Here is a 21940-nt window from a genome sequence, read left to right as displayed (position 1 = left end):
CATAGGAGCCATTCGCTGCGCGGCAATCCGCTTACTTGCAGGCCTCGCCGCACTCGCCCTAATCTTGCTTGTCGGGTCCAACGAGGCGCGGCCAACGCAGGGAAGAGACGGGCCATGGCTCAGGAGAGTGCTGCGCGCAAGGCTGTGCGCCCCGCCGAGACCGCAACGTTGGATGCCGTCGTGATCGGCGCGGGCTTTGCGGGGATGTACATGCTGCATCGGCTACGCGGGCTCGGCTTCACGGCGCGGGTCTATGAGGCCGGCGGCGGCGTCGGCGGTACCTGGTATTGGAACCGCTATCCCGGCGCGCGCTGCGACGTCGAGAGCCTGCAATATTCCTTCTCGTTCTCCGAAGAGCTGGACCAGGAATGGAACTGGTCGGAAAAATATTCACCGCAACCGGAAATTCTTCGCTACGCCAACCATGTCGCCGACCGCTTCGATCTGCGCAGTCAGATCGTGTTCGACACCCGCGTCACCGCGGCGACATTCGACGAAACACCGGGCACATGGCTGGTCGAGACCGACCGCGGCGACAAGGTCACGGCGAAATTCTGCATCATGGCGGTCGGCTGCCTGTCGGCGCCGAACCGTCCGGCCTTCGCCGGCATGGAGGATTTCCGCGGACCGATCTATCACACCGGCGAGTGGCCGCATGAGGGCGTCGACTTCACCGGCCTGCGCGTCGGCGTCATCGGCACCGGCTCGTCAGCTATTCAGTCGATCCCGATCATCGCGCGGCAGGCCTCGCAGCTCACGGTGTTCCAGCGCACCGCGACATGGTCGGTGCCGGCGTGGAACGAGGCGCTGTCGCCGGAGTATCTCAAGGAAGCCAAGGCCCATTATCCGGAACTGCGCGCCAAGGCCCGCGCGCGTCCGACCGGTTTCTACTTTCCGTTCAACGCCCAGCCCGCATTGCAGGCCAGCGCCGAAGAGCGCGAGCGGGAATATGAGGAAGCCTGGGAACGCGGTGGCCTGCCGTTCCTCGGTGCCTTTGGCGACCTGCTGTTCGAAAAGGACGCCAACGACACCATCGCGGACTTTGCGCGGACCAAGATCCGCAGCGTCGTCAAGGATCCCGCGACAGCTGAGCTGCTGTGTCCGCAGAACGTATTCGGCTGCAAGCGGCTCTGCGTCGATACAAATTATTTCGAGACCTACAATCTGCCGCATGTGAAGCTGGTCGATGTGTCGACGACGCCGATCGAGCGCTTCGCGCGGGATGCCATCTTGGTCGATGGCACCGAGCACAAGGTCGACGCGATTGTCTCCGCCACCGGCTTTGCCGCGATGACCGGCTCGTTCGACAAGATCAGGATCACCGGCCGCGGCGGCCGGACGCTCGCCGAAAAATGGCGCGCCGGCCCGCGCGCCTATCTCGGCCTCGCTTCGGAGGGCTTTCCGAACCTGTTCATGATCACCGGGCCCGGTAGCCCGTCGGTGCTGGCGAGCATGATCCAGGCGATCGAGCAGCATGTCGACTGGCTGGCGGACTGCCTCGGCCATATGCGCGACATCGGCGCCGGCAGCATCGAGCCGACACGTGAAGACGAAGACGCCTGGGTCGCCCACGTCACCGACGTCTCGACGGTGTCGCTGCGCTCGACCTGCAGTTCATGGTATGTCGGCACCAACATCCCGGGACGGCCCCGCGTGTTCATGCCCTATATCGGCGGCTTCCCGGTCTATGTGCAGAAGTGCAACGAGGTGATGAATTCGGGCTATGACGGCTTCTTGCTGCAAGGCGCACGCGGCAGCAACGCGCCGCCGCAGGTGCGCTTCACCGAGCGCTGGCAGGTGCCGCTCGACATCGAGGTGATCTCGCCGGCCGCCATCGCCGCCCGGCGCGTCCCTATGGTCTGAGGCCGCAGACCTCCTGTTTTCCGCGCCGTCATCGCGCGTGATAGTGTCGCGCCGAATCGCACCCTCGCCCGCGGTGCAAACGGACGGCGATGACCGAGAGAGAATTGCAAGGAGAGTTACAGGGATTGATCGAGCGGATCGGCGCCGACCACGTCACGCGCCGGCTGGCCGTCGAGATCGAGCACGAGGCGCAGCTGTTCGGCCAGGGCACGTTGCTGTTCAATGTCGAGAACTGGGAGCTGGCGCCCCGGATCGTCGAGGCCGCGCTCAAGGCCACAGGCCTCTATAGCCGCGCCCGGCGCAATGCCGACCGCGTCGAGGTGAGGCAAAACGTCGTGACCTCAGCCAGCGTGCCGGCCGGCTTCGACGGCTTCACCATCCTGCAGCTCAGCGACCTTCATGCCGACATCAGCGCTGGCGCGATGCGGCACCTCACGGGCTTCGTCGGCGACATCGCCCACGACATCTGCATGCTGACCGGCGATTATCGCGGCAAGACGTTTGGCCCGTTCGACAAGAGCCTCGTGCTGATGAAGGATCTTTGCGCTCGCGTGAGGTCGCCGCTCTACGGCATCCTCGGCAATCACGACAGCATCCGCATGACCCCGGCGCTGGAGGCGATGGGAATCCGGATGCTGTTCAACGAATCCGAGCCGATTGCGCGCGGCAACGACGCGATCCATCTCGCCGGGATCGACGACGCGCATTTCTATCGCGCCGACGACATCGCGAAGGCCGCAGCAGGAATTCCCCGCGATGCGTTTTCGGTGCTGCTTGCGCATACGCCGGAGTCCTATCGCTTGGCGGCGCAAGCCGGCTTTGATCTCATGCTGAGCGGCCACACCCATGGCGGTCAGCTCTGCCTGCCCGGCGGCATCGCGATCAAGCTGGAGGCGCGGCTGCCGCGCCGGATGGGCAAAGGCGCCTGGCGCTTCGACAATCTCGCCGGCTACACATCAACGGGCGCCGGCACCAGCCTCGCGCCGGTGCGGCTCAACTGCCCGGCCGAAATCACGTTGCATACGTTGAGGCGGGCGACATAGGACGCCAGAGCGCGCGAATAGCGAATGGCCCTAGTCTGCCTTGATGTCGAAAGGCATCGCCTTACCCAGGCCAGCGCCGCGCGCCAGCCAGCCGACGATCCGGGCTCGTGTTGCCTCGACCCAGAGGGTCGCCAGCCGCGCCCATTCCAGCAGCGGCCACAATGTCAGCTTCACAACATCGTTGCGCGGTATGCCGGCGGCGCCAACAGGTGCGTTGCACGCTCCTGGGACGCGGTAGGTGCCGAACATCCAGTCGAAGAACGGAAAGATGTTGGCGAGATTCTTGCCGTGAGCCTCCGGCACATCGGCATGGTGCCAGCGGTGAAAGCGCGGAGATGCGATCAACAAGCGCAGCGGGCCATGGCCCCAGTCGACATTGATGTGGACGTAGACGTTGTGGAGCGTCAGGAATACCGCACCGATACCTATGGCGTCGGCGGGCATGCCGAGCCATGTCAGCAAAATCGTGTAGGAGCCCCACATCACCAGCGCCTCCAGGATGTGGATACGATATGTCGTCAAGCCGTTGACGACCGGATCGGAATGATGGATTGCGTGCACCGGCCACAGCCAATTCAAATGCATGGCGCGATGGTTGCAGTAATTGGCGAAATCCTGCACCAGGATGGCGATGAAGCTGAGCAGCCAGAGCGGCAATCCCTCCCAGACGGAGCTCGGCACACTCGGAATCCCGAGCAATGCATAAAGCGCCTTGAACTGCTCCGACAATAGCCACACGGCAGGCGTCAGCAGGATGTTGATTTGGAAGATGGCCAGCGTCGCCGTCACGCTTTCGACCGCATCGACCGCGCGGCGCGACCAGGAAGCTCGCCACCCCCTGTAAGCGGCCAGCAGCAGGAGCAGGACAGCGAAGATCAACTGCTTGCCGGGATCGGAAACCTGACCACGCCAAGCATCGAACACGAAAGCGATGGAACTGACTATGTTGTCCACGTTACCCGCGTTAGTCCTGGACCATTGCGAAGCCAAGCCGGCAGCTCCGTTTTAGCGGGATTTGCCTTAAGCCCGGGTGAATCAAAACCTCGGTTTCGCTGGCAGTCCCCGTCGTGAGAGCCCCTCTCGAGGTGAGGGAGAGGCCTCAATTGCCCTGCTTCTTCTCCTGAACCGAGGACGCCGCCGGTTGGTTCGGCTCCCGTAAATCGCTGCGCCAGCACTCGGATGCGAGGGCATGGACGCCGACGCCGATCAGGAAAATGCCGGCGTACAGCTCAAACGCACCGTTCATCGCCCATAGGCCGGCGTGCGTTGGATGGTGCTGATGGATCCAGAACCAGTGTCCGACGGCGGCGATGCCAATGCCGAGAGCCGCAATGGCGCGGCCGAACGCATTCATCATCCTCATGCAGGTCTCCCGACTTGCCCGGCGTCCGAGAGGATACCGACACAAGCTGACACAAACCTGACACGAGACGTTACAATTGGCGAGGGGAGCCCCCCGCCCGGCCGGCCTCAGCCGTTACGGAAGGCGTAGGCATAGCCGTTGAGCGCCGGCGCGCCGCCGAGATGGGCGTAAAGCACCTTCGAGCCGGCCGGGAAGTAGCCCTTCTGCACGAGGTCGATCATGCCCTGCATCGATTTCCCCTCATAGACGGGATCGGTGATCATGCCTTCAAGTCGGGCGCAGAGGCGGATCGCCTCCTTGGTTTCGTCCGACGGCACGCCATAGGCGGGGTAGGCATAATCCTCGATCAGCACGACGTCGTCAGCGACGATCTCGCGGTCAAGCTCGACCAGCTTTGCGGTGCCCTGCGCGATTCCCAGCACCTGCGCCTTGGTCTGATCAGGCGTGAACGAGCCGTCGATGCCGATCACGTTGCGCGCGCGTCCGTCAGCCGCAAAGCCGACCAGCATGCCGGCATGAGTCGAGCCGGTGACGGTGCACACCACGATGTAGTCGAACTTGACGCCGCTCTGCCTCTCCTGCGCGCGCACTTCCTCGGCGAAACCGACATAGCCGAGCCCGCCATATTTGTGCACGGAGGCGCCGGCCGGAATCGCGTAGGGCTTACCGCCCGCGGCCTTGACCTCCTCGATCGCCTGCTCCCAGCTCTTGCGGATGCCGATGTCGAAACCTTCGTCGACCAGACGCACATCGGCGCCCATCACACGCGACAGCAGAATGTTGCCGACGCGGTCATAGACCGCGTCCTCATGCGGCACCCAGCTTTCCTGCACCAGGCGGCACTTCATGCCGATCTTGGCCGCAACCGCCGCCACCATCCGTGTGTGGTTCGACTGCACGCCGCCGATCGAGACCAGCGTGTCGGCATTGGAGGCGATCGCATCGGGAATGATGTATTCGAGCTTGCGCAGCTTGTTGCCGCCGAAGGCGAGCCCGGAATTGCAGTCTTCGCGTTTTGCGTACAGCTCGACCTTGCCGCCGAGATGTTTTGAAAGACGATCGAGCTTCTCGATATGCGTCGGCCCGAAGGTGAGCGGATAGCGCGCGAATTTTTCCAGCATGCTGGCATCCCCGTTGATGATCTGGCGTTGGCAAATAACTAGCACCGACGGCGCGAAAGGTGCTCTCTAACTCGGGTGCCGCATTCGATAAACATTGCGCTTTCTCTCACCTTCATTATCCTTTCTTCCATCATTTGACTTATGTGCGGAAGATTCTTCCATGGCCATTCGGCTCGATCGTACCGACCTCAAGATGCTGAGATTGCTGCAGAAGAACGGCCGGCTCAGCAACGCCGAACTGGCCGATCAGGTCGGCGTCAGCCCGGCAACTTGCCATCGCCGCACGCAGGCGCTGTTCGACGAGGGCTTCGTCAGCGGCGTCCGCGCCATGGTCGCGCCGCGCAAGCTCGGCAAGGGCACGCTGGTGATGGTCGGTGTCGTGCTCGACCGTTCCACGCCCGAGAGCTTTGCGAGCTTCGAGCAGGCGGTGGCAAAACTGAAATGCGTGCTCGACTGCCACCTCGTTGCCGGCGACTTCGATTACTTCCTGAAGATCCGCGCCGGCGACGTCGACGACTTCAAGCGCATCCATGGCGAGCAGCTGATCGCGCTGCCCGGCGTGCGGCAGACTCGCACTTTCTTCGTGATGAAGGAGGTGGTCGACAATGCAGCGCTGGAGTTTTGAACGAGAGACTACTTCGAGGCCTTGGTGATCTTGTGACCGAGATGGCCGGTCTCATGATCGCGGCGCAGCTGGCTCAACGACGTCTCGTTCAGATGACCCAGGATGTCGCTCAGCTTCTCCGTCTCGGGATAACCCGCCGCGAAGCCCGGTCCGTAAATCTTGCGCAGGGTCCGCAGCAGCGTGTCGCCGTGCTTACCGCTGATTTCGCCATCCTTGTTGTGGTGCCGGTGGTCGAGACCTGGCTTGCTCATGTGGCTCCCCCTGTGTGTTGTTGGCTGGCAGCATCCGCCTCCGGAGATCAAATGGCAATCGATGCCGCGAAAAGCCGGCAGGGAACCCGTCCAATGGACTGACGCGATGGTCGTCGAACGCAAGTATTCGATGGATTTTTGCAGCGTTTTCAGTCAATGTCGCTTACGTTCTCCAGCGTATTCCGGAAAGGCTTGGCGCATCCGTCGGAGCAGCCACTCGCCTTCACGCGGAAGGTCACGCTCCATTGCGCCGCAGCACGGTCTACGTTAGAGCAACCCCTAAATCGCAGAGGTGGACAGATGTCACACGCCTACAAGCTGAATGAAAACGTTCACCATCGGCCGCAGGGCCCGCAGGGCCGTGCCGAGGCCGACCAGCCGATGCTCTACACCATCGTTCAACGCATGCCGATCGAGGCGGACGGGCGGCTTCGCTACCGCATCAAGAGCAAGTCGGACAATGTCGAGCGCGTCGTGACGGAAGAGCAGCTGTCGTACTCGCAGTGAGTGAGCGCGCCGTGGTGGCGGGAGAATAAGTCGTGCTGAACGATCGAGAAAATATCCTGAGCGCGCTGCGCGAGAAGCCGCTCAAGGTCTACCAGCTGATGAAACGCGCCAACATGCCGAACGAGGAAGCCTGCCAAACCCTGCTGCTGAAAATGCGCGACGAGGGTTTGGTGAAGTTCGACATCCATAAAGGCCTGTGGAAGATCGGCTGATCGGCCACATGGCGGCACGACACGGCAGAATCCCGACCTGATCGATACCGCGGCGCGACTGGCGAAGATGCTCCGGCCGCACTAGATGTGCCCCATGCAACATCGCGCCCTGGAAAATTTCGTCGACAGGCACAAGCGCCTGTTTGTCCTGACCGGGGCCGGCTGCAGCACCAATTCCGGCATTCCCGATTATCGCGACAGCGACGGCAACTGGAAGCGGACGCGGCCGGTCACCATCCAGGCGTTCCTCGGCGAGACGGGCACGCGGCAGCGTTATTGGGCGCGGAGCCTGATCGGGTGGCGGCGGTTCGGCCGCGCCGCGCCGAACGACGCGCATCGCGCGCTTGCCTGCCTCGAAGCGCAAGGACGCTGCGAGCAGCTCGTGACCCAGAACGTCGATCGGCTGCATCAGGCCGCGGGCAGCCGGCAGGTCATCGACCTGCATGGGCGGCTCGATGTGGTGCGCTGCCTCGGCTGCGCCGCGACGATGCCGCGCGAGCAATTTCAGGGCGAGCTGGCACGGCTCAATGCTGCCTGGCTCGCATTCGATGCCGCGGACGCGCCTGACGGCGACGCCGATCTCGATCACGAGGACTTTTCATCGTTCGTGGTCCCGGCCTGCGAGGCCTGCGGCGGCGTTCTCAAACCCGACGTGGTGTTCTTCGGCGAAAATGTCGCGCGGGACGTCGTGGCATCAGCACAGGCCCATCTACAGCAGGCCGACGCCGTACTGGTCGTCGGCTCCTCGCTGATGGTCTATTCCGGCTTCCGCTTCGTGCAAGCGGCAGCCCAGCGCGGGCTGCCGGTCGCCGCGGTCAATCTCGGCCGCACCCGGGCCGACGCTCTGCTCGCGCTCAAGGTCGAAGACCAGTGCGAGACGGCGCTGTCGTTTTTGCTGTAGCGGATCGAGCCCCTCCACGTCATTGCGAGCGGAGCGAAGCAATCCATTGTAACCGAGCATGCGGACAGATGGATTGCTTCGCTCCGCTCGCAATGACGGAGGCAATTTGTCGCGCGCGCCTCAGGCGCGACGTCGCTGTGGCCGGGTATTCACCGGACTGGTGCTCCAGTGCGTCCAGCTCACGCTGGCGAGGCTGCCGCGGTCCGTGGCCAGCGGACGCCGGGTCCGGCGCTCGTATTCGGCAATGCAGCGGCCGGATTCGGCGATCTTGCGCTGCAATTCGGCGATCATCGTTTGCGTTCGACGGCCCGTGCCACAGGTGGGATCGCCGAGCTGACCGACCTCGAGTGCCTTCAACGCCACGCGATGCTTCCTGAGCTGCGCGCGATGCCAGGCGATGTGACTATTGCTGTCTGCCGTCATGTGGCCGCCACCATCATTGATCGTTGCACGCCGTTGGGCACCTCGATATCGACCTCGAGCATCGAGACGAACTTGCCCCGGTCCATCCGGACCACGACCTTGTCGGGATCGAGGTCGATGTGCTTGGACACCACGCCGAGGATTTCCGCGCGGAGAACTTCCAGAAGGTCGGACGCACTGTTCCGGCCGCGCTCATGCGCAAGCAGGATCTGCAACCGCTCCCGTGCCACCGGCGCGGACGCATCTCGGCCGCCGAACAGCCGCATCAGGTTCATCATGCGGCCCTCCGTCGGAGCAGCCGATCCATCAGGCCCCTGCGCTCGACCGGCACCGTCATCGCGACCGTCTCACCCATCAGCCGGCGCACGGCGTCGATATAGGCCCGGGCCGGCAGGCTGTCCGCGTTGCTCAGCGTGACCGGGCATCCGACGTTGGAGGCGCGCAGCACGTCCTGGCTTTCCGGCACGATACCGAGCAGCGGCGTGGCGAGGATTTCGAGGATGTCGTCGATCGACAGCATTTCGCCGCGCGCGGCGCGGGCGCTGTCGTAGCGGGTGATCAACAGATGCTTCTCGACCCGCTCGCCGCGCTCGGCGCGGGCGGTCTTGGAATCGAGCATGCCGATGATGCGGTCGGAGTCGCGAACCGAGGAGACTTCCGGATTGGTGACGATGATGGCCTCGTCGGCGTAGCGCATGGCCAGCGTAGCGCCGCGCTCGATGCCGGCCGGGCTGTCGCACAGGATCCAGTCGAACTTGGTCCTGAGGTCCGAGATCACCCGCTTGACGCCCTCGTCCGTCAGCGCATCCTTGTCGCGGGTCTGCGATGCCGGCAGCAGCCAGAGGTTCTCCAGCCGCTTGTCGCGAATCAGGGCCTGCGAAAGTTTTGCGACGCCCTGCACCACATTGATGAGGTCGAACACCACCCGGCGCTCCGCGCCCATGACGAGATCGAGGTTGCGCAAGCCGACGTCGAAATCGATGACGGCGACGCTCTGCCCCATCTGCGCGAGCGCAGCACCAAGCGCGGCGGTGGATGTCGTCTTTCCGACCCCGCCTTTTCCAGACGTCACGACCAAGACTTTGGCCATTTTATTCTCCTTGTCGTCGATCAGTTCAATGGTGTGATCTTCAGCATTTCGCCTTCGAGCCACGCCTGGGCGGGCCGGTTGCGCAAGCTGTCAGAGATCTCGTCAGCGGTCTGGTAGTAGCCGTCGATGGCGAGCAACTCGGCCTCGATCTTCTGACAGAAGATCCGGGCCGCCGAATTGCCGTTGATTCCGGCCATCGCGCGGCCGCGCAGCGTGCCATAGACATGGATCGAGCCGCCGGCCACGATCTCAGCGCCGGAGCCGACCGAGCCGAGCACGGTGACGTCGCCCTCGGCGAAGACGATCGACTGGCCGGAGCGCACCGGGCTCTCGAGCAGCAGCGACGGCGACTTCGCCTTGGTCTTCGCCTGCGCGGGCGGATCGACCTGGGTGACGACACAAGACCGCCCGCCGGTCAGCAGCGGCGGCATGTTGGCAGAGAGCTTGGCTTCGTCGACGCCTTCGATGCCGAGCACGCGGATGTTGCGTTGATCAAGGCTTCCGACGAGATGCGCGATCGCGGACTGGCTGAGGTCAACGGACGCCAGATCGAGCACGACGGGCTTGCCGGCAAAGAAGCCGGGCGAGCGCGCCAAGGTCGCATCGATCTCAGTCAGCCAGTCAACGATCGGCACCACCGGCGAGAAAACGAACGCGACATAGGAGCGGCCGCGCATGCGGACCTGTTGACGTGATGCCTGCTGAGTAGCGTCCATCGCCCCTGACTCGGTTGTCTTGTCGAATGGTTAACATTCGTCATCCATGGTTAATCAATGGTTAATAAGATCAGGGTTTTCACGGATTTGGGCAGAGTGAGGATTCTGGGAAGGACGCGGCATCCGACCTGGGATGTGCTCGATGGGCCCAGGGCCAGCGCCCCTGCCGCCAGATAACTGCGCATCGCAAAGGCGGACCGGATGTCCCTGATCGCGGCCAATTGTGCCAATATCGGTGCAACGTACGACCATTTTTAGCACCTTCGTCGCCAACCTCTCAGGTACAAAGGCTTCCATACAGCGTGTCTCGACGGACATCCGAGACTGCTTCGATATTTGAGTGCGAGTTTGGCGATGCCTACAAAACCACAGCGACTTCGGCAGACCGGCAGGCGACAAAAGGTCCTGATCGCCGGCGCCGGAATGAGCGGCCTGGTCGCGGCGCTCGAACTCGAGCATGTCGGCCACGAGGTCACGATCATCGAAGCGCGCGATCGCGTTGGTGGACGGGTCCACACGCAGCGGGGAAGCGATGGCACGCCGATCGCCGAGGCGGGAGCCGGTCGCATCCCCCGTTCGCATCCTTGGGCTCTCGACTACATCAGCCGCATGGGCCTCGTGCTTCATCCGCTTTATCCGCAGAAGCTGACAAATCTGGCGTTCATCGACGGCCGGCGTTGGCCGCTCGATCCAGGCGCCGGGCTGGCAGAGGCGGTTGCGTTGCCGGCGAACGAACGCGCGCTCGGCTACGCCGGGATCGTCAAGACCTACCTTCTCGATAATGTGGACAGGCTGCTTGCGACTGGCGCCATCGACACGCCCGCCTGGCCTCCGGAGCAACTGGCCGACCTCGATCGACTCAACGTTCCGGACTATCTGGCCGAGCGCGGCCTGTCGCAGGCCGCCATCAAGCTGCTCACCCTCGGCGCGTTCCCCACGGCGATTTCGCCGCTGATGCTGACCCGGGTCCTCGTGCATTACGATCGAGAGGGTCTGTCGATCATCGAAGGCGGCAACGACAGCCTTCCGAACGCCATCGCAGCGCGCCTTCGGGGCGATATCCTGCTCGGTACGCCCGTTCTGGCGGTGACCCAGTTTGCAGATCGCGTCGAAGTCACCGTTATCAGCGATGGTCGGACGATGACGATTGCAGCGGATGCACTGATCTGCACGATTCCCAATTCGGTGCTGCCGACGATCACATTCGAGCCGTTGCTCAGCCCGGCGCGGCGGCAAATCCTGGCAGAGATGCGATACGTCAATGTTGCCAAGGTCGCCTTCCGGATGCGCTCCCGCTTCTGGGAGGCCGAGCAACTCAGCGGTTTTGCCCAACTCGATACCGGGGCTGAAATCTGGAGTCCGCAATGGCCGAGCAACGGCCATCGGGGCGTGCTTCAGCTCTATCAGCAGGGCGAGCGCGCCGTTGCGATGGATGCGATGAGCGAGCCGGATCGCATGCGGTGGGCGATTGAGAGGATCGAGGAGGTTTTCCCGGGAGCCGAGCGCCACGTCGAGGAATGCGTCAGCTATTCCTGGCAGCTCGATCCCTGGGCGCGCGGCGCCTACGGCATTCCCTACCCCGGAGATCTCTTCAGATGGAAGGGACGGCTCGCGGGACAGGAAGGACGAATCCATTTCGCCGGCGAGCACACGTCGGAATACCCTGCATGGATCGAGGGCGCAGTCCGCTCCGGCCATCGCGCTGCAAGCGACGTCAACAACGCCGGCGGCTGAGCGTACCGCGGATGTATTCCGCCGCGATCCGCTGCGCAGCCCTCATGACGCGCGATCATGACGCGCCCTTGCGTTTCGCATAGGCACGCCGCGCCCGCTCGCGATTGCCGCACACCTCGCTCGAGCACCACAGGCGGGTCCGGTTGGGGCTCTCGTCGACGAAGAACCAGCCGCAGCCCTGAGCCTCGCAGCATCCGATGCGCGTGGCATCGTCGGACGCCAGCAGCGCGGTGAGCGACCAAAGCACCGGCCACAGCGGCTCGTTGATTTCGGCCCCGCCGAGAGCGTGGCGATATCCGCGATCCTGCCGGACGAGTTCGGGCTGGCGAGGCGCCACTGACAGCATCCGGTTGACCAGCCGGAGATCCACGCCATGACCGGCGCGAAGCCGGTCTGCGATGGTCCAGATATCGTGGCGCAGGGCGTACGCCGTTTGCATGGTAGCTGCGGCTTCGTCGCTTGCCGCGCGCCTGCGCAGCTTCCTGCTCGCGGCGACGGGCAACGTGCCGCGACGTTCGCTCCACGACAACAACGATGCGTAGTCCGGGATCAGCTCCTGCGGAGCATCAGACGTTCGCCAGTCGAGCGTATTGGCGAAGTCGAGACAGACCCGTCCGCCGAAGAATTGCGTCGCGGCCCGCGCGGTATCCCTTGACATCACAGCCTCTCACGACATCTAATCTAATGGTCATGACCATTACAAGCGTCCGACCGGATCCCCCCGCCCCCGTGATGACGGCAGCCGGCCTCAGGCGAGGCCTGGTCGCGGCGCTGCCCTTCATCCTCAGCAATGGGGTCGCGGGCCTCGTGATGGGACTGACCTACAAGGGCCTCGGTCTCGGAGCGCTGCATGCCGTCCTGTTCAGCCTCCTGCTCTATTCCGCCACCGCCCAGGCCATCATCCTGAGCATGTGGGCGAGCCCGCTGCCGATCGTCGCCATGGTGATCGCATGCATCGCCACCAATTCGCGATACTTACTGATGGGCGCCCATTTGCGCCAGCTGTTTGACGGATTGGCCAACCGGAAGATGCTGCCCAGCCTGTTCCTGCTGGCGGATGCGTCGTGGCTGATGACGAGTTCGGACGCCAAGCGCAACGGGCCTGACGCCGGCTACTTCGTCGGCGCGAGCATCCCGATGGCGGTCGGATGGATCGGCGGCACCGCGCTGGCCTATGTCGCGCCGCTGACCGCGAATGGATCGCTGAGGCTTGCAGCGGCCCTGCTGCCGACGATGTTCATCGCGACGCTGATTCCGAGCCAATGGAACGGCACGAAATCGCTCTGGCCATGGCTCACATCCGCCATCGTCGCGCTGGTGGTCGCGCGGTTTGTCGATCCGAGCTGGTCGATGCTGATCGGAGGCGGCTGCGGCACGCTCGTGAGCATGAGGGGCAAGAGTGATGGATGATCTGCACCTTTTCGGCGCCATCGTCATCCTCGGCACCACCTGCTATGCCATGCGCGCCGGCGGATACGTACTGGCGACGTCGCTGCGCGACGATGGTTTTGTCGCCCGATTTCTCCGTCTCGCGCCCGGCAATCTGTTCGTCGCATTCATCGTTGCCGGCTGCTTGTCCGGCGGGCTGGCCGGTCTGATCGGCACGCTGGTCGCGCTCGTGACCATGGCGATCACCGCGAGGGAATGGGCCGCGCTCGGTGCCGGGTTCGGCGCGGCGTTGGCGGCAGCGGCGATCGGGGTGTGAGACGCGTCGCTGGCGCGAGCTGAGCGCAGGTCAGCCTTCCAGCCTGCGCAACTGGGATGCACTGCGCCCAAGCCGGCGGCGCAACAAATTACGCAAGGTGACGGCGTCGGAATAGCCGACCCCGATCGCGATTCGCTCGACGCTTTCGCCGGTCGTTTGCAACAGATGGACTGCGCGTTCGACTCGCAAATCCTGAAAATAGGACAGCGGCGACTTGCCTAGCACGGCGCGCAGTCGTCGCGCCAAGGTGCGCGGGCTGGCGCCGATCGCGCGTGACGCATCGTCCAGGGAAAATCCGTTGGACAAGTTCTCGCGGGCCCAGCGCTCGAAGCGCTCGACCACTGCGTCTGCGTGGATCAGGTGATCCGGTATGGCATAGGCCGCCTGCGAGGAGCGCGGGTCGACCATCAGATAACGCGCTGTGACAGCGGCCAGCGCCGGGCTGATCCCGCGTACGAGCCAGAGGGCGAGGTCGAAATGCGCAAGCGCCGCGCCTGCGGTCACGACGTCGTTCGATCGAACGACCATGCGCCCATCATCGAGAACGACTTTCGGATAGCGCGCCCTGAAAAACGGTCCCAACCACCAACTGGTCGTCGCCTTTCGGCCATCAAGCAATCCGTTTTCGGCGAGAACGAAGGTGCCCGTGCAAGCGGCGGCCGCCATTACGCCCTCGGTCCGGCGGTCGCGCAGCAGCGTCCCCGCCTTGGCAACGTCTCGGTGGCCGAGCGCACCGGCCAGGGTCTCTGGCGTCTTGGCCGCGAGCGCCGGCACGACGATGATGTCTGGGCGCGACAAGGCCGATGCCATCTGTGTCGGAACCTTCAGACCGTTGGCCGTTGTCACACCGCGCCTGACGCCGACGACGCGCGTGAGGATCGGAGCTGAGAGCCCGCCCTGCTCCCTCCCCAGTTCAGCCGCTATCGCGAACGTATCCTGCACCGCGGCAAGGCCGGTGTCGAAAACCCCGTCGAGCGCGAGAATGTCGATAAGCATGGCAGGAATAGTATCAAAAATGTCGATCTTGCCAAGCGCATCGACGGCCTGTTTCTCTTAATCTTCCGGTTCGTCATTGCACCAGAAAACGGAGAGACCGATGGTGAAGCTCGCACTGTATGTACGCCTTGAAGCCAAGCCGGGAAAGGAAGCCACGCTGAAGGCGTTTCTCGAAAGCGCACTGCCGCTGGCGCAGGGAGAGGCGTCGACGCCCGTGTGGTTCGCGCTTCAGTTCGGCCCCAGCACGTTCGGCATCTTTGACGCCTTCACCGACGAGGCTGGCCGGCAGGCCCATCTCGGCGGCGCCATCGCCGCGGCGCTTATGTCCAAGGTCGACGAGTTGCTGGCGGCTCCGCCCACGATCGAGAAAGTCGACCTTCTCGCGGCAAAACTGTCGGGATAGGCTGAAGAATGGCCGCATCCGTTAGCGCGGGCGGCCGTCCGCATCATGGGATCGAAGGGCGATCTGCTCAGAACCCTCGCCGCCGCGCAGCCGCAAAATCGGCTGCGCCCGGCGTTCGCGGTTCTGTTTGAGCTGTGGCGGAGAGAGTGGGATTCGAACCCACGGTACGGTTTCCCGCACACACGCTTTCCAAGCGTGCGCCTTAAGCCACTCGGCCATCTCTCCGGGAGGCATTCTCTTGAAGGCCTGAGGCGGATTTTGCAAGGGAGCGCGGGCATCGGGCGCGAAATTTCCCCAACTCTATGGAACTGTTCGATAATTTGACTTGAGCCAGGCTTCCGTCCAGCGGCTTTGTTGGAACGGTCGCGAGGTTTTGGCCGACGATCGATCACGGATCGGCGCAAATCACCGGGATGCTCGATATCAATCCCGCAAGGCGCCTGCCGCGCGCCTGTTCGGGTCGCGTGTCGGAATGACGAGTGCAATGGTGTCCAGCCAACGCCAATCACTGATTTGCCCGACAGGGCAAGCCCTCGCATCAAAAATATTTCTGTTTATTGGAAGCGCAACTCAGTGTTAGGAAGAGAAAGGGCAAACGAAATGCGAAGCTCGGAGAAATCACGTCGCGAGAACGCGATTGTATGATTCGCCACGTGGCGCAAAATATTCGGTGTCGTCCCGGCGGAGGCCGGGACCCATAACCACAAGTGACAATTGTTGCGCGACGCTGGGGCCACAGCCCTCTCAATAACCGAATTCGGTGGCTGATGGTGTGGACGGCCCCCTACGGCATCAGTGTGCCAGAATGAGGTTGTTGCAAATCTCAGACAAGGGAGCCGTCCGTGAGAGAGATTATCCGCATTGGAATGGATACGTCGAAGTATATTTTTGTGCTGCATGGGGTTGATGCGGCGGAACAGCCTGTGTTGCGCAAGAAGCTTGCGCGCAAGCAGGTGCTGGAGTTCTTCGCCAAGTTGCCGCCGACCGTGATCGGGATGGAGGCCTGCGGGGCCTCGCACCATTGGGCACGGGAGCTTCGCAAGCTGGGCCACGAGGTGAAGTTGATGGCGCCGCAATTGGTGAAGCCCTATGTGTCGCGGAACAAGAACGACGGTCGGGATGCGGAGGCGCTGTGTGAAGCGATGAGCCGGCCGAGCATGCGGTTCGTGCCGGTCAAGACGGTCGAGCAGCAGGCCGCGCTGATGCTGACGGGTGTCCGCGCTGGATTGATCGCCCGGCGCACCCAGCTCGGCAATATGATCCGCGGCCATGCGGCGGAGTTTGGCCTGATCGGGGCCCAAGGGACCGACAAGATCGAGCCGCTGCTGGCGCGGATTGCGCAGGACGAGACGCTTCCTGCCCTGGCACGCGAGCTGTTTACGGTGCTGGGCCGCGACTACACCAGACTCGTGGGCGAGCTGCAGGAGATCGAAGCCAGATTGATGGCCTGGCACCGCTCCGACGCCGTGGGCCGGCGTCTGGCGCAGATCCCTTCTGTCGGGCCGATCGTTGCAACGACGCTCGTGATGAAGACACCCGATCCCCATGCTTTCCGCTCCGGCCGTCACTTCGCAGCCTGGCTCGGCCTCACCCCCCAGGATCACTCCACCGCCGGCAAAACCAGGCTTGGCAAGATCACGCGGGCGGGCGACGAGGACCTGCGCCGCCTGCTGGTGATCGGGGCAACGGCGGTCATCCAGCAGGCCAGACGCGGGCGCGGCCATCACTCGCGCTGGCTGCTGGCCCTGATCAAGCGCAAGCCACCGAAGCTTGCCGCCGTGGCGCTCGCCAACAAGGTGGCCCGCATCGCCTGGAAGCTGATGGCGACCGGCGAGAGTTATGACGCCGCACGGATCAATGCCACCGCGGCAGTCGCCGTCTAACAGATTGGCCGGCTGGCGGGCTCGCTCGTCAGCCGACCCGGAGCTGCAGGAGCAGATGGAGCGATCGATCGAGCAACGATGCGAGACAGTCCGTGGGACCCATCGGCCGTCAACAGGCCGCGTGGTTGTTTGGAACTCGCATCGCGCAAACCATCTTGGCCAGCGATCCATCCGATCGCACTCAAAAGGCCGGACATATGGATGCAAGCGATCCGATCCGCTCAAAAAGCTCTTGTGCCACGGGGGCCGTCCACATATGGGTCCCGGCCTTCGCCGGGACGACAGCACGGTTGGTGCGGAGCATCTCATCGCTTCACCACTACGCACCGGCGAGCGATCGCTGGCACCGTCCCTCGCCGAGGATATCTTGGTCCCCTCCGGCCTTCACCGGGACAACGGCTTAACTTGCGACAGCGCTCAATGATACCGCGCCGCGATGTCAGGCACGCGGCGCGGCCACAGGGTCGGCGGATCGGCGACGATCGCGCTGCCCGTGCTCCGCGTGTCCTGCAACGCCTCGATGAAGTCGGCGAACCATCGCTGGATGGTGCCAGCGTTGAGCTTCGCCATCATCGCTTCCCAGCGCATTCGCCGCTCGGTCACGGGCATCGCGAGCGCAGCCGCGATGGTGCGCGCCATGCCGTCGATATCATGCGGATTGACCAGCAACGCGGCGTCGAGCTCATTGGCGGCGCCGGCGAATTTCGACAGCACCAGCACGCCGGGATCGGCCGGATTCTGCGCCGCGACATATTCCTTGGCGACGAGGTTCATGCCGTCCTGCAGCGGCGTCACGACGCCGACCTGCGCGGTGCGGTAGAGGCCCGCGAGCACGGCCTGGCTGTAGCCCTTGTTAAGATAACGGATCGGGGTCCAGTCCACCTCGCCATGCGCGCCGTTGATGTCGGTGACGAGCTTGGCAAGCTCGTTCTGCAGATTGCCATAGGCCTCGATCGCGCCGCGCGAGGGCGTGGCGATCTGCAGCAGCGACACCGACCGCCTGAGATTCGGATATACCGTCCACATCCGGTCGAACGCCTTGATGCGATTGCCGATGCCCTTGGAATAGTCGAGCCGGTCGACGCCGATCGCGAGCTTCTCGCCATTGAGGCTGCGCCGCAGCCGCGACACATCGGGATGCGTCATCGCCTTGGTCGCGAGCTGGGCGAATTTTTGCGGATCGATGCCGATCGGAAACACCGCGGCGCGGGTGCGACCGAACGACGAGGTGATGACGCCGTCGCAAACCACAAGGTCGAGATCGTTCTGCACGTAGCTCAGGAAGTTCTCGCAATCCTCGTCGGTCTGGAAGCCTATCAAATCATAGGCGAGCATCGCCTCGATCAGCTCGCGATGGTGCGGCACGCCCGAGATCACCGCACGCGTGGGCCACGGCGTGTGCAGGAAGAAACCGATCGGTTGCGTCACCTGGAGATCGCGCAACTCGGCGCCGAGCGCGAGGAAATGATAGTCCTGGATCCAGAATACGGAATCGGGCTTACGGAATCGCAGCAGCGCGCGCGCCATGAAGGCGTTCACCTCGCGATAGCTGCCATAATCGTCCTGCGACACGCGAATCAGATCAGCCCGCGAATGCAGAGCGGGCCACAGCGCCGAATTGGCGAAGCCTTCGTAGTAGCCGCCGTAATGCGCCGCCGGCAGATCAAGCATCGCCAGCGCACCGGCGCCGAGCGCTTCAACTTCTGCAAAGGGTTCCTTGAGACTCCCGTCGCGGACACGTCCGCTGGAACCAACCCAGATCGCTCCGTTCTTCTCAACGACAGGCAACAATGCCGCAGCCAGCCCCCCCGTCATGGGTTCATTAGGTTTTCCGCGCGAAACGCGGTTCGATACGACGACGAGGTTCACCAGGTCCCCTCCTGTTGGTCAACTTGAGTATTAACAACCATTCATCAAGATGGTTCCTCATCAAGGAATCTCCCAAATGAAACCAAATTCTGGCGAAGCGCGAAGGAACTCACGGGAACTCGCAAAAAGAAAACTACATGCGAGGTCCATGTCACGACGCAAAAGCACCGCATTCGAATCGATCGCGATGTGTGTGACTCGGTTAGGACAGGCTCACGTTCCTATCACGTCATCGAGCAGATGCGCGAGGAATTCGCGCACATCGCTCGGCGCGTCGAATTGCCCGGCCACGCCGGTGGCGCGGCGGCCGACGGAAAAGGCGAGGCCATTGTAGTCGGGCATGATTGCAAACACGGTCTCGTCGGTCACATCATCGCCGATGAAGAACGGGCGCCGTCCCTTGAACGGCTCGTGCATCATCAGCTCACGCACGCCGGTCGCCTTGGTGAAGCCGGAGGCCTTGATCTCGCAGACGCTCTTGCCCGGCAGCACCTCGATCGGCGCGTTCGGCAGCTCGGCGCGGATCAGCGACACAGCTTCATAGATCGCCTTCTCCGCCTGCGGGGCGAGGCGATAGTGCAGCGCCAACGAGTAGCCCTTGTCCTCGAGCAGGATGCCGGGGCTGAGCTTGGCGATCGCAGCAAGGCGGCGCTTCAATTCCTTGTCGAGCGGCGGCGCATGCGCGGCCACCGCTTCGCTGTCGGTTGGAAGCCGCATCTCTGCACCGTGACCGCCGATCGCGGGGAATACGTCCGGCGCAAAGATAAGATCGATGTCATTGAGCGAGCGGCCGCTGACCAGCGCCAGCGCCCCGTTGGTACGCTCATGCAGCCGCTTCAGCGTTTTCGACAGATCTGGCGGCACCCAGACCTCGCGCGGCGTCGGCGCAAAATCGAGCAGGGTACCGTCGATATCGAGCAGCACCGCGGTTTGACTGAGATGCGGGATCAGCGCCGCCGGCACCGGCACGCTGTCCGGCGCCACGTTGTGGTCAGGGGCGATGTCTTCGTCCATGTGCATTTGGGCCACGTCCTGCTTCATGTCATTCTACTCCACAAATGCCAGCGGTCGTGCGACGGATTCGAGCGATTTTCGCTCGGCCGCGACGGCGTAGCGCCACGCGACCACTGCCGCCACGATCATGAGCGCCGACCCCAGGAGGTAGCCGGCGAAAACAGAGTTGCGCGATCCGGTGTCGATCAGTACGCCGAACAGCGCCGGCCCCGCCACGCCGCCGATGCCGGTGCCGATCGCATAGAACAGGGCAATCGCGAGCGCACGGACCTCCAGCGGAAAGGTCTCGCTGACGGTTAGATAGGCGGCGCTCGCGGCCGGCGAGGCAAAGAAGAAGATCACCATCCAGGCGATCGTCTGGCTCTGCGCGCTGAGTGCGCCGATCGAAAACAGATAGCCGGACAACGCGAGCAGCACGCCGGACACGCCGTAGGTCAGCGCGATCATGGTGCGGCGGCCGAGCGTGTCGAACAGACGGCCGAGCAACAGCGGCCCGAGGAAATTGCCCGCGGCAAACGGCAGGATGTACCAGCCGACGTCGTTGGCCGGGATGCCGAAGAAATCGGTCAGCACGAGCGCGAAGGTAAAGAAGATCGCGTTGTAGAAGAACGCCTGCGCGGCCATCAGCGTGAGCCCGACCAGCGAACGCTGCCGATAGGTCGAGAACAGCGTGGTTGCGACCTCGCGCAGCGGTGTGTGATCGCGCATCCGTATCTTGATTGTCTCGAAACCGTCGCCCGGTTGTTCATGACCGAGGACGGACGTCTCGATATCGCTGACGATCTTGTTGGCCGCTTCGGGTTGGCCATGAATCATCAGCCAACGCGGGCTCTCGGGAATCCACATCCGCATCAACAGCACGATGAGGCCGAGCGCAGCGCCCGTGAAATACGCGATCCGCCAGCCGTGATCTGGCGCCAGTACCGCGGGATCGAGCAGGATGATCGCGCTCACCGCGCCGATCGCGGCGCCGATCCAGAAGCTGCCGTTGATGACGAGATCGGTCCAGCCGCGATAGCGCGCCGGCACCAGTTCCTGGATGGTCGAATTGATCGCGGTGTACTCGCCGCCGATGCCGGCGCCGGTGAGGAATCGAAACAGCGCGTAGCTTGCAACATTCCACGACAGCGCGGTCGCCGCAGTGGCCGACAGATACAGCGCCAGCGTGATGAAGAACAGCTTCTTGCGCCCGATCCGGTCGGTGAGCCAGCCGAAGACGAGCGCGCCGAGCACCGCGCCGGCGAGATAGGCGCTGCTGGCAAGGCCGATATCGGCGTTGCTGAACTTCATCGCCGGGCTGTCCTTCAGCGCACCCGACAATGCGCCGGCGAGTGTCACTTCAAGTCCATCGAGGATCCAGGTGATGCCGAGCGCCAGCACCACGCGGGTGTGAAAGCCGCTCCAGTGCAGATTGTCGAGGCGAAGCGGAATCGAGGTCTCGATGATGCGGCCGCCGTCCTGTGCGGCCGGCGCTTTCACCTCGTCCGTCGTCACAGGGTTAGACTGTGCCCGCTGCAAAGCCATCAAAAAGGACCAATGGGAAAAGCCCCGGAACGGAGCGTTCCAAGGTTCTCACTCCCGGTATTGCGGCAAACGGGATGCCCGCCACGCCGGGTCAACGCAGGCCCCGCGCGAGGGTTCCCGCAACACGGGATAGGAACCGGGATTGCCGCGCGCTGTTCTCGGCTCAAACGGCATGGAGGCCACGATGGCGGCACGCAAGACAACAACGCGCAGAACTACGACACCCAAGGCTCCGACACGCAAGACCACGCGAACATCCTCAGCATCGGCGGCAAGCACGACACGGCGGAAGCGCGGAACAAAGAAGACGACGGCGAAGCGCTGGTCGCAGCGCGTGACACGGGAAAGCGATGCGCTCGATCTCAAGCACGGCGTGTTCAAGCTGACCAGCGCGAAGAAGATCGCAGCATCCCTGAAGCAATCCGCCGAGCACAGCACACGCCGCAAGAGCGGCGCCTATCGCTCCGCGCTATCGATGCTGACGTTCTACATCAATCGCGCAGGCAGGACGCTGCCGAAGACGCAGCGTTCACGGCTGGAGCGCGCCAAGGTCGAATTGAAGCACCAGTTCGGCCGGGACTAAGATTGTCGTCCCGGCGAAGGCCGGGACCCATACGCCGCGGCAATGGCAATGGGCATGCGGCGAGTTACCCGTGCGCCAATTTACAGCGGTGGTGATGGGTCACGGCCTTCGCCG

General features: G+C 63.6%; 25 protein-coding genes and 1 tRNA gene. 12 read left to right on the top strand and 14 right to left on the bottom strand.

What is annotated here, in order from left to right; genetic code table 11:
• Positions 1-114: 114 nt before the first annotated feature.
• Positions 115-1863 (top strand): flavin-containing monooxygenase, encoded by a 1749-nt coding sequence (locus ACP2YO_RS03080; protein ID WP_426438947.1) that lies wholly within the window; start codon positions 115-117, stop codon positions 1861-1863.
• 125 nt (positions 1864-1988) lie between these two features.
• On the top strand, positions 1989-2906 hold the full coding sequence (locus ACP2YO_RS03075; protein ID WP_426438945.1) for a metallophosphoesterase: 918 nt from the start codon (positions 1989-1991) through the stop codon (positions 2904-2906).
• Positions 2907-2936: 30 nt separating this feature from the next.
• Here the strand turns inward: ACP2YO_RS03075 and ACP2YO_RS03070 are convergent, their stop codons facing one another.
• The 3 genes from ACP2YO_RS03070 to ACP2YO_RS03060 all read right to left on the bottom strand — a co-directional run bounded on the left by ACP2YO_RS03070 (position 2937) and on the right by ACP2YO_RS03060 (position 5390).
• Positions 2937-3860, bottom strand: a complete 924-nt coding sequence (locus ACP2YO_RS03070; RefSeq protein ID WP_426438943.1) for a sterol desaturase family protein — start codon at positions 3858-3860, stop codon at positions 2937-2939.
• Between the two features lie 145 nt (positions 3861-4005).
• A complete protein-coding gene (locus ACP2YO_RS03065; RefSeq protein ID WP_426438941.1) occupies positions 4006-4269 on the bottom strand; it encodes a hypothetical protein in 264 nt (87 codons plus the stop codon).
• A 107-nt stretch (positions 4270-4376) separates the two neighbouring features.
• The gene (locus ACP2YO_RS03060; RefSeq protein ID WP_426438939.1) at positions 4377-5390 is read right to left on the bottom strand and encodes a 1-aminocyclopropane-1-carboxylate deaminase; all 1014 of its coding nucleotides are present in this window, start codon (positions 5388-5390) and stop codon (positions 4377-4379) included.
• A 160-nt stretch (positions 5391-5550) separates the two neighbouring features.
• Between ACP2YO_RS03060 and ACP2YO_RS03055 the strand changes: the two genes are divergently transcribed.
• On the top strand, positions 5551-6015 hold the full coding sequence (locus ACP2YO_RS03055; protein ID WP_426438937.1) for an Lrp/AsnC family transcriptional regulator: 465 nt from the start codon (positions 5551-5553) through the stop codon (positions 6013-6015).
• Between the two features lie 8 nt (positions 6016-6023).
• On the opposite strand, the gene ACP2YO_RS03050 is transcribed toward ACP2YO_RS03055, so the two are convergent.
• A complete protein-coding gene (locus tag ACP2YO_RS03050) occupies positions 6024-6266 on the bottom strand; it encodes a hypothetical protein (RefSeq protein ID WP_426438935.1) in 243 nt (80 codons plus the stop codon).
• A 300-nt stretch (positions 6267-6566) separates the two neighbouring features.
• Between ACP2YO_RS03050 and ACP2YO_RS03045 the strand changes: the two genes are divergently transcribed.
• From ACP2YO_RS03045 to ACP2YO_RS03035, 3 genes are all read left to right on the top strand, one after another.
• Positions 6567-6773 carry a hypothetical protein gene (locus ACP2YO_RS03045; protein WP_426438933.1) on the top strand — a complete coding sequence of 69 codons (207 nt, stop codon included), beginning with the start codon at positions 6567-6569 and terminating at the stop codon, positions 6771-6773.
• A 32-nt stretch (positions 6774-6805) separates the two neighbouring features.
• The gene (locus ACP2YO_RS03040) at positions 6806-6985 is read left to right on the top strand and encodes a hypothetical protein (protein WP_426438931.1); all 180 of its coding nucleotides are present in this window, start codon (positions 6806-6808) and stop codon (positions 6983-6985) included.
• Between the two features lie 94 nt (positions 6986-7079).
• On the top strand, positions 7080-7886 hold the full coding sequence (locus ACP2YO_RS03035; protein WP_426438929.1) for an NAD-dependent protein deacetylase: 807 nt from the start codon (positions 7080-7082) through the stop codon (positions 7884-7886).
• A gap of 120 nt (positions 7887-8006) precedes the next feature.
• On the opposite strand, the gene ACP2YO_RS03030 is transcribed toward ACP2YO_RS03035, so the two are convergent.
• From ACP2YO_RS03030 to minC, 4 genes are read right to left on the bottom strand one after another with little or no spacing between them, the layout of a single operon-like run.
• Complete coding sequence (locus tag ACP2YO_RS03030; RefSeq protein WP_426438927.1) at positions 8007-8309, bottom strand: hypothetical protein; 303 nt, start codon at positions 8307-8309, stop codon at positions 8007-8009.
• Positions 8306-8584, bottom strand: a complete 279-nt coding sequence (minE, locus tag ACP2YO_RS03025; protein WP_426443526.1) for a cell division topological specificity factor MinE — start codon at positions 8582-8584, stop codon at positions 8306-8308. Before minE ends, ACP2YO_RS03030 begins: the two co-directional genes overlap by 4 nt.
• The gene (gene minD / locus ACP2YO_RS03020) at positions 8584-9399 is read right to left on the bottom strand and encodes a septum site-determining protein MinD (RefSeq protein ID WP_426438925.1); all 816 of its coding nucleotides are present in this window, start codon (positions 9397-9399) and stop codon (positions 8584-8586) included. The genes minE and minD overlap by 1 nt, the downstream gene beginning before the upstream one ends.
• Positions 9400-9419: 20 nt before the next feature.
• The gene (gene minC / locus ACP2YO_RS03015) at positions 9420-10115 is read right to left on the bottom strand and encodes a septum site-determining protein MinC (RefSeq protein WP_426438923.1); all 696 of its coding nucleotides are present in this window, start codon (positions 10113-10115) and stop codon (positions 9420-9422) included.
• Positions 10116-10469: 354 nt separating this feature from the next.
• Here minC and ACP2YO_RS03010 point away from each other — a divergent pair, with 354 nt between their 5' ends.
• On the top strand, positions 10470-11849 hold the full coding sequence (locus tag ACP2YO_RS03010) for a flavin monoamine oxidase family protein (RefSeq protein ID WP_426438921.1): 1380 nt from the start codon (positions 10470-10472) through the stop codon (positions 11847-11849).
• A gap of 55 nt (positions 11850-11904) precedes the next feature.
• Here ACP2YO_RS03010 and ACP2YO_RS03005 read toward each other — a convergent pair whose 3' ends face one another.
• Positions 11905-12507, bottom strand: a complete 603-nt coding sequence (locus tag ACP2YO_RS03005) for a CGNR zinc finger domain-containing protein (RefSeq protein ID WP_426438918.1) — start codon at positions 12505-12507, stop codon at positions 11905-11907.
• A gap of 74 nt (positions 12508-12581) precedes the next feature.
• On the opposite strand from ACP2YO_RS03005, the gene ACP2YO_RS03000 reads away from it, so the two are divergent.
• Positions 12582-13259, top strand: a complete 678-nt coding sequence (locus tag ACP2YO_RS03000) for an AzlC family ABC transporter permease (protein WP_426443525.1) — start codon at positions 12582-12584, stop codon at positions 13257-13259.
• The gene (locus ACP2YO_RS02995) at positions 13252-13554 is read left to right on the top strand and encodes an AzlD domain-containing protein (RefSeq protein WP_426438916.1); all 303 of its coding nucleotides are present in this window, start codon (positions 13252-13254) and stop codon (positions 13552-13554) included. The genes ACP2YO_RS03000 and ACP2YO_RS02995 overlap by 8 nt, the downstream gene beginning before the upstream one ends.
• 30 nt (positions 13555-13584) lie before the next feature.
• Here the strand turns inward: ACP2YO_RS02995 and ACP2YO_RS02990 are convergent, their stop codons facing one another.
• Positions 13585-14550 (bottom strand): GlxA family transcriptional regulator, encoded by a 966-nt coding sequence (locus ACP2YO_RS02990; protein ID WP_426438914.1) that lies wholly within the window; start codon positions 14548-14550, stop codon positions 13585-13587.
• Positions 14551-14650: 100 nt separating this feature from the next.
• Here ACP2YO_RS02990 and ACP2YO_RS02985 point away from each other — a divergent pair, with 100 nt between their 5' ends.
• Positions 14651-14953: a putative quinol monooxygenase gene (locus ACP2YO_RS02985; protein WP_426438912.1), complete on the top strand. Its 303-nt coding sequence runs from the start codon at positions 14651-14653 to the stop codon at positions 14951-14953.
• A gap of 135 nt (positions 14954-15088) precedes the next feature.
• Here ACP2YO_RS02985 and ACP2YO_RS02980 read toward each other — a convergent pair.
• Positions 15089-15178: transfer RNA gene (locus tag ACP2YO_RS02980), tRNA-Ser, on the bottom strand.
• A gap of 617 nt (positions 15179-15795) precedes the next feature.
• Here ACP2YO_RS02980 and ACP2YO_RS02975 point away from each other — a divergent pair.
• Positions 15796-16836: an IS110 family transposase gene (locus ACP2YO_RS02975; RefSeq protein WP_426434447.1), complete on the top strand. Its 1041-nt coding sequence runs from the start codon at positions 15796-15798 to the stop codon at positions 16834-16836.
• 417 nt (positions 16837-17253) lie between these two features.
• Here ACP2YO_RS02975 and ACP2YO_RS02970 read toward each other — a convergent pair whose 3' ends face one another.
• The 3 genes from ACP2YO_RS02970 to ACP2YO_RS02960 all read right to left on the bottom strand — a co-directional run bounded on the left by ACP2YO_RS02970 (position 17254) and on the right by ACP2YO_RS02960 (position 21243).
• Complete coding sequence (locus tag ACP2YO_RS02970; protein WP_426438910.1) at positions 17254-18705, bottom strand: trehalose-6-phosphate synthase; 1452 nt, start codon at positions 18703-18705, stop codon at positions 17254-17256.
• A gap of 213 nt (positions 18706-18918) precedes the next feature.
• Complete coding sequence (gene otsB, locus ACP2YO_RS02965; RefSeq protein WP_426443524.1) at positions 18919-19725, bottom strand: trehalose-phosphatase; 807 nt, start codon at positions 19723-19725, stop codon at positions 18919-18921.
• Positions 19726-19752: 27 nt separating this feature from the next.
• Positions 19753-21243, bottom strand: a complete 1491-nt coding sequence (locus ACP2YO_RS02960; RefSeq protein ID WP_426438908.1) for an MFS transporter — start codon at positions 21241-21243, stop codon at positions 19753-19755.
• A 184-nt stretch (positions 21244-21427) separates the two neighbouring features.
• On the opposite strand from ACP2YO_RS02960, the gene ACP2YO_RS02955 reads away from it, so the two are divergent.
• Positions 21428-21826, top strand: coding sequence for a DUF3175 domain-containing protein (locus ACP2YO_RS02955; protein ID WP_426443523.1), 399 nt, complete (start codon positions 21428-21430; stop codon positions 21824-21826).
• Positions 21827-21940 lie beyond the last annotated feature (114 nt).

Origin of the sequence: Bradyrhizobium genosp. P, assembly GCF_049949265.1 — a bacterium.
Classification (GTDB): Bacteria; Pseudomonadota; Alphaproteobacteria; order Rhizobiales; family Xanthobacteraceae; genus Bradyrhizobium.
The sequence above is the reverse complement of the archived record's forward strand: the minus strand, read 5'-3'. Positions and strand labels throughout refer to the sequence as shown.

Bases quoted from the DNA above. Each gene is read 5' to 3' on its own strand.
- ACP2YO_RS03080 (WP_426438947.1), top strand. From the start codon at position 115: ATGGCTCAGGAGAGTGCTGCGCGCAAGGCTGTGCGCCCCGCCGAGACC.
- ACP2YO_RS03065 (WP_426438941.1), bottom strand. From the start codon at position 4,269: ATGAGGATGATGAATGCGTTCGGCCGCGCCATTGCGGCTCTCGGCATT.
- ACP2YO_RS03060 (WP_426438939.1), bottom strand. From the start codon at position 5,390: ATGCTGGAAAAATTCGCGCGCTATCCGCTCACCTTCGGGCCGACGCAT.
- ACP2YO_RS03055 (WP_426438937.1), top strand. From the start codon at position 5,551: ATGGCCATTCGGCTCGATCGTACCGACCTCAAGATGCTGAGATTGCTG.
- ACP2YO_RS03050 (WP_426438935.1), bottom strand. From the start codon at position 6,266: ATGAGCAAGCCAGGTCTCGACCACCGGCACCACAACAAGGATGGCGAA.
- ACP2YO_RS03045 (WP_426438933.1), top strand. From the start codon at position 6,567: ATGTCACACGCCTACAAGCTGAATGAAAACGTTCACCATCGGCCGCAG.
- ACP2YO_RS03035 (WP_426438929.1), top strand. From the start codon at position 7,080: ATGCAACATCGCGCCCTGGAAAATTTCGTCGACAGGCACAAGCGCCTG.
- ACP2YO_RS03030 (WP_426438927.1), bottom strand. From the start codon at position 8,309: ATGACGGCAGACAGCAATAGTCACATCGCCTGGCATCGCGCGCAGCTC.
- minE (WP_426443526.1), bottom strand. From the start codon at position 8,584: ATGAACCTGATGCGGCTGTTCGGCGGCCGAGATGCGTCCGCGCCGGTG.
- minD (WP_426438925.1), bottom strand. From the start codon at position 9,399: ATGGCCAAAGTCTTGGTCGTGACGTCTGGAAAAGGCGGGGTCGGAAAG.
- minC (WP_426438923.1), bottom strand. From the start codon at position 10,115: ATGGACGCTACTCAGCAGGCATCACGTCAACAGGTCCGCATGCGCGGC.
- ACP2YO_RS03010 (WP_426438921.1), top strand. From the start codon at position 10,470: ATGCCTACAAAACCACAGCGACTTCGGCAGACCGGCAGGCGACAAAAG.
- ACP2YO_RS03005 (WP_426438918.1), bottom strand. From the start codon at position 12,507: ATGTCAAGGGATACCGCGCGGGCCGCGACGCAATTCTTCGGCGGACGG.
- ACP2YO_RS03000 (WP_426443525.1), top strand. From the start codon at position 12,582: ATGACGGCAGCCGGCCTCAGGCGAGGCCTGGTCGCGGCGCTGCCCTTC.
- ACP2YO_RS02995 (WP_426438916.1), top strand. From the start codon at position 13,252: ATGGATGATCTGCACCTTTTCGGCGCCATCGTCATCCTCGGCACCACC.
- ACP2YO_RS02990 (WP_426438914.1), bottom strand. From the start codon at position 14,550: ATGCTTATCGACATTCTCGCGCTCGACGGGGTTTTCGACACCGGCCTT.
- ACP2YO_RS02985 (WP_426438912.1), top strand. From the start codon at position 14,651: ATGGTGAAGCTCGCACTGTATGTACGCCTTGAAGCCAAGCCGGGAAAG.
- otsB (WP_426443524.1), bottom strand. From the start codon at position 19,725: ATGCACATGGACGAAGACATCGCCCCTGACCACAACGTGGCGCCGGAC.
- ACP2YO_RS02960 (WP_426438908.1), bottom strand. From the start codon at position 21,243: ATGGCTTTGCAGCGGGCACAGTCTAACCCTGTGACGACGGACGAGGTG.
- ACP2YO_RS02955 (WP_426443523.1), top strand. From the start codon at position 21,428: ATGGCGGCACGCAAGACAACAACGCGCAGAACTACGACACCCAAGGCT.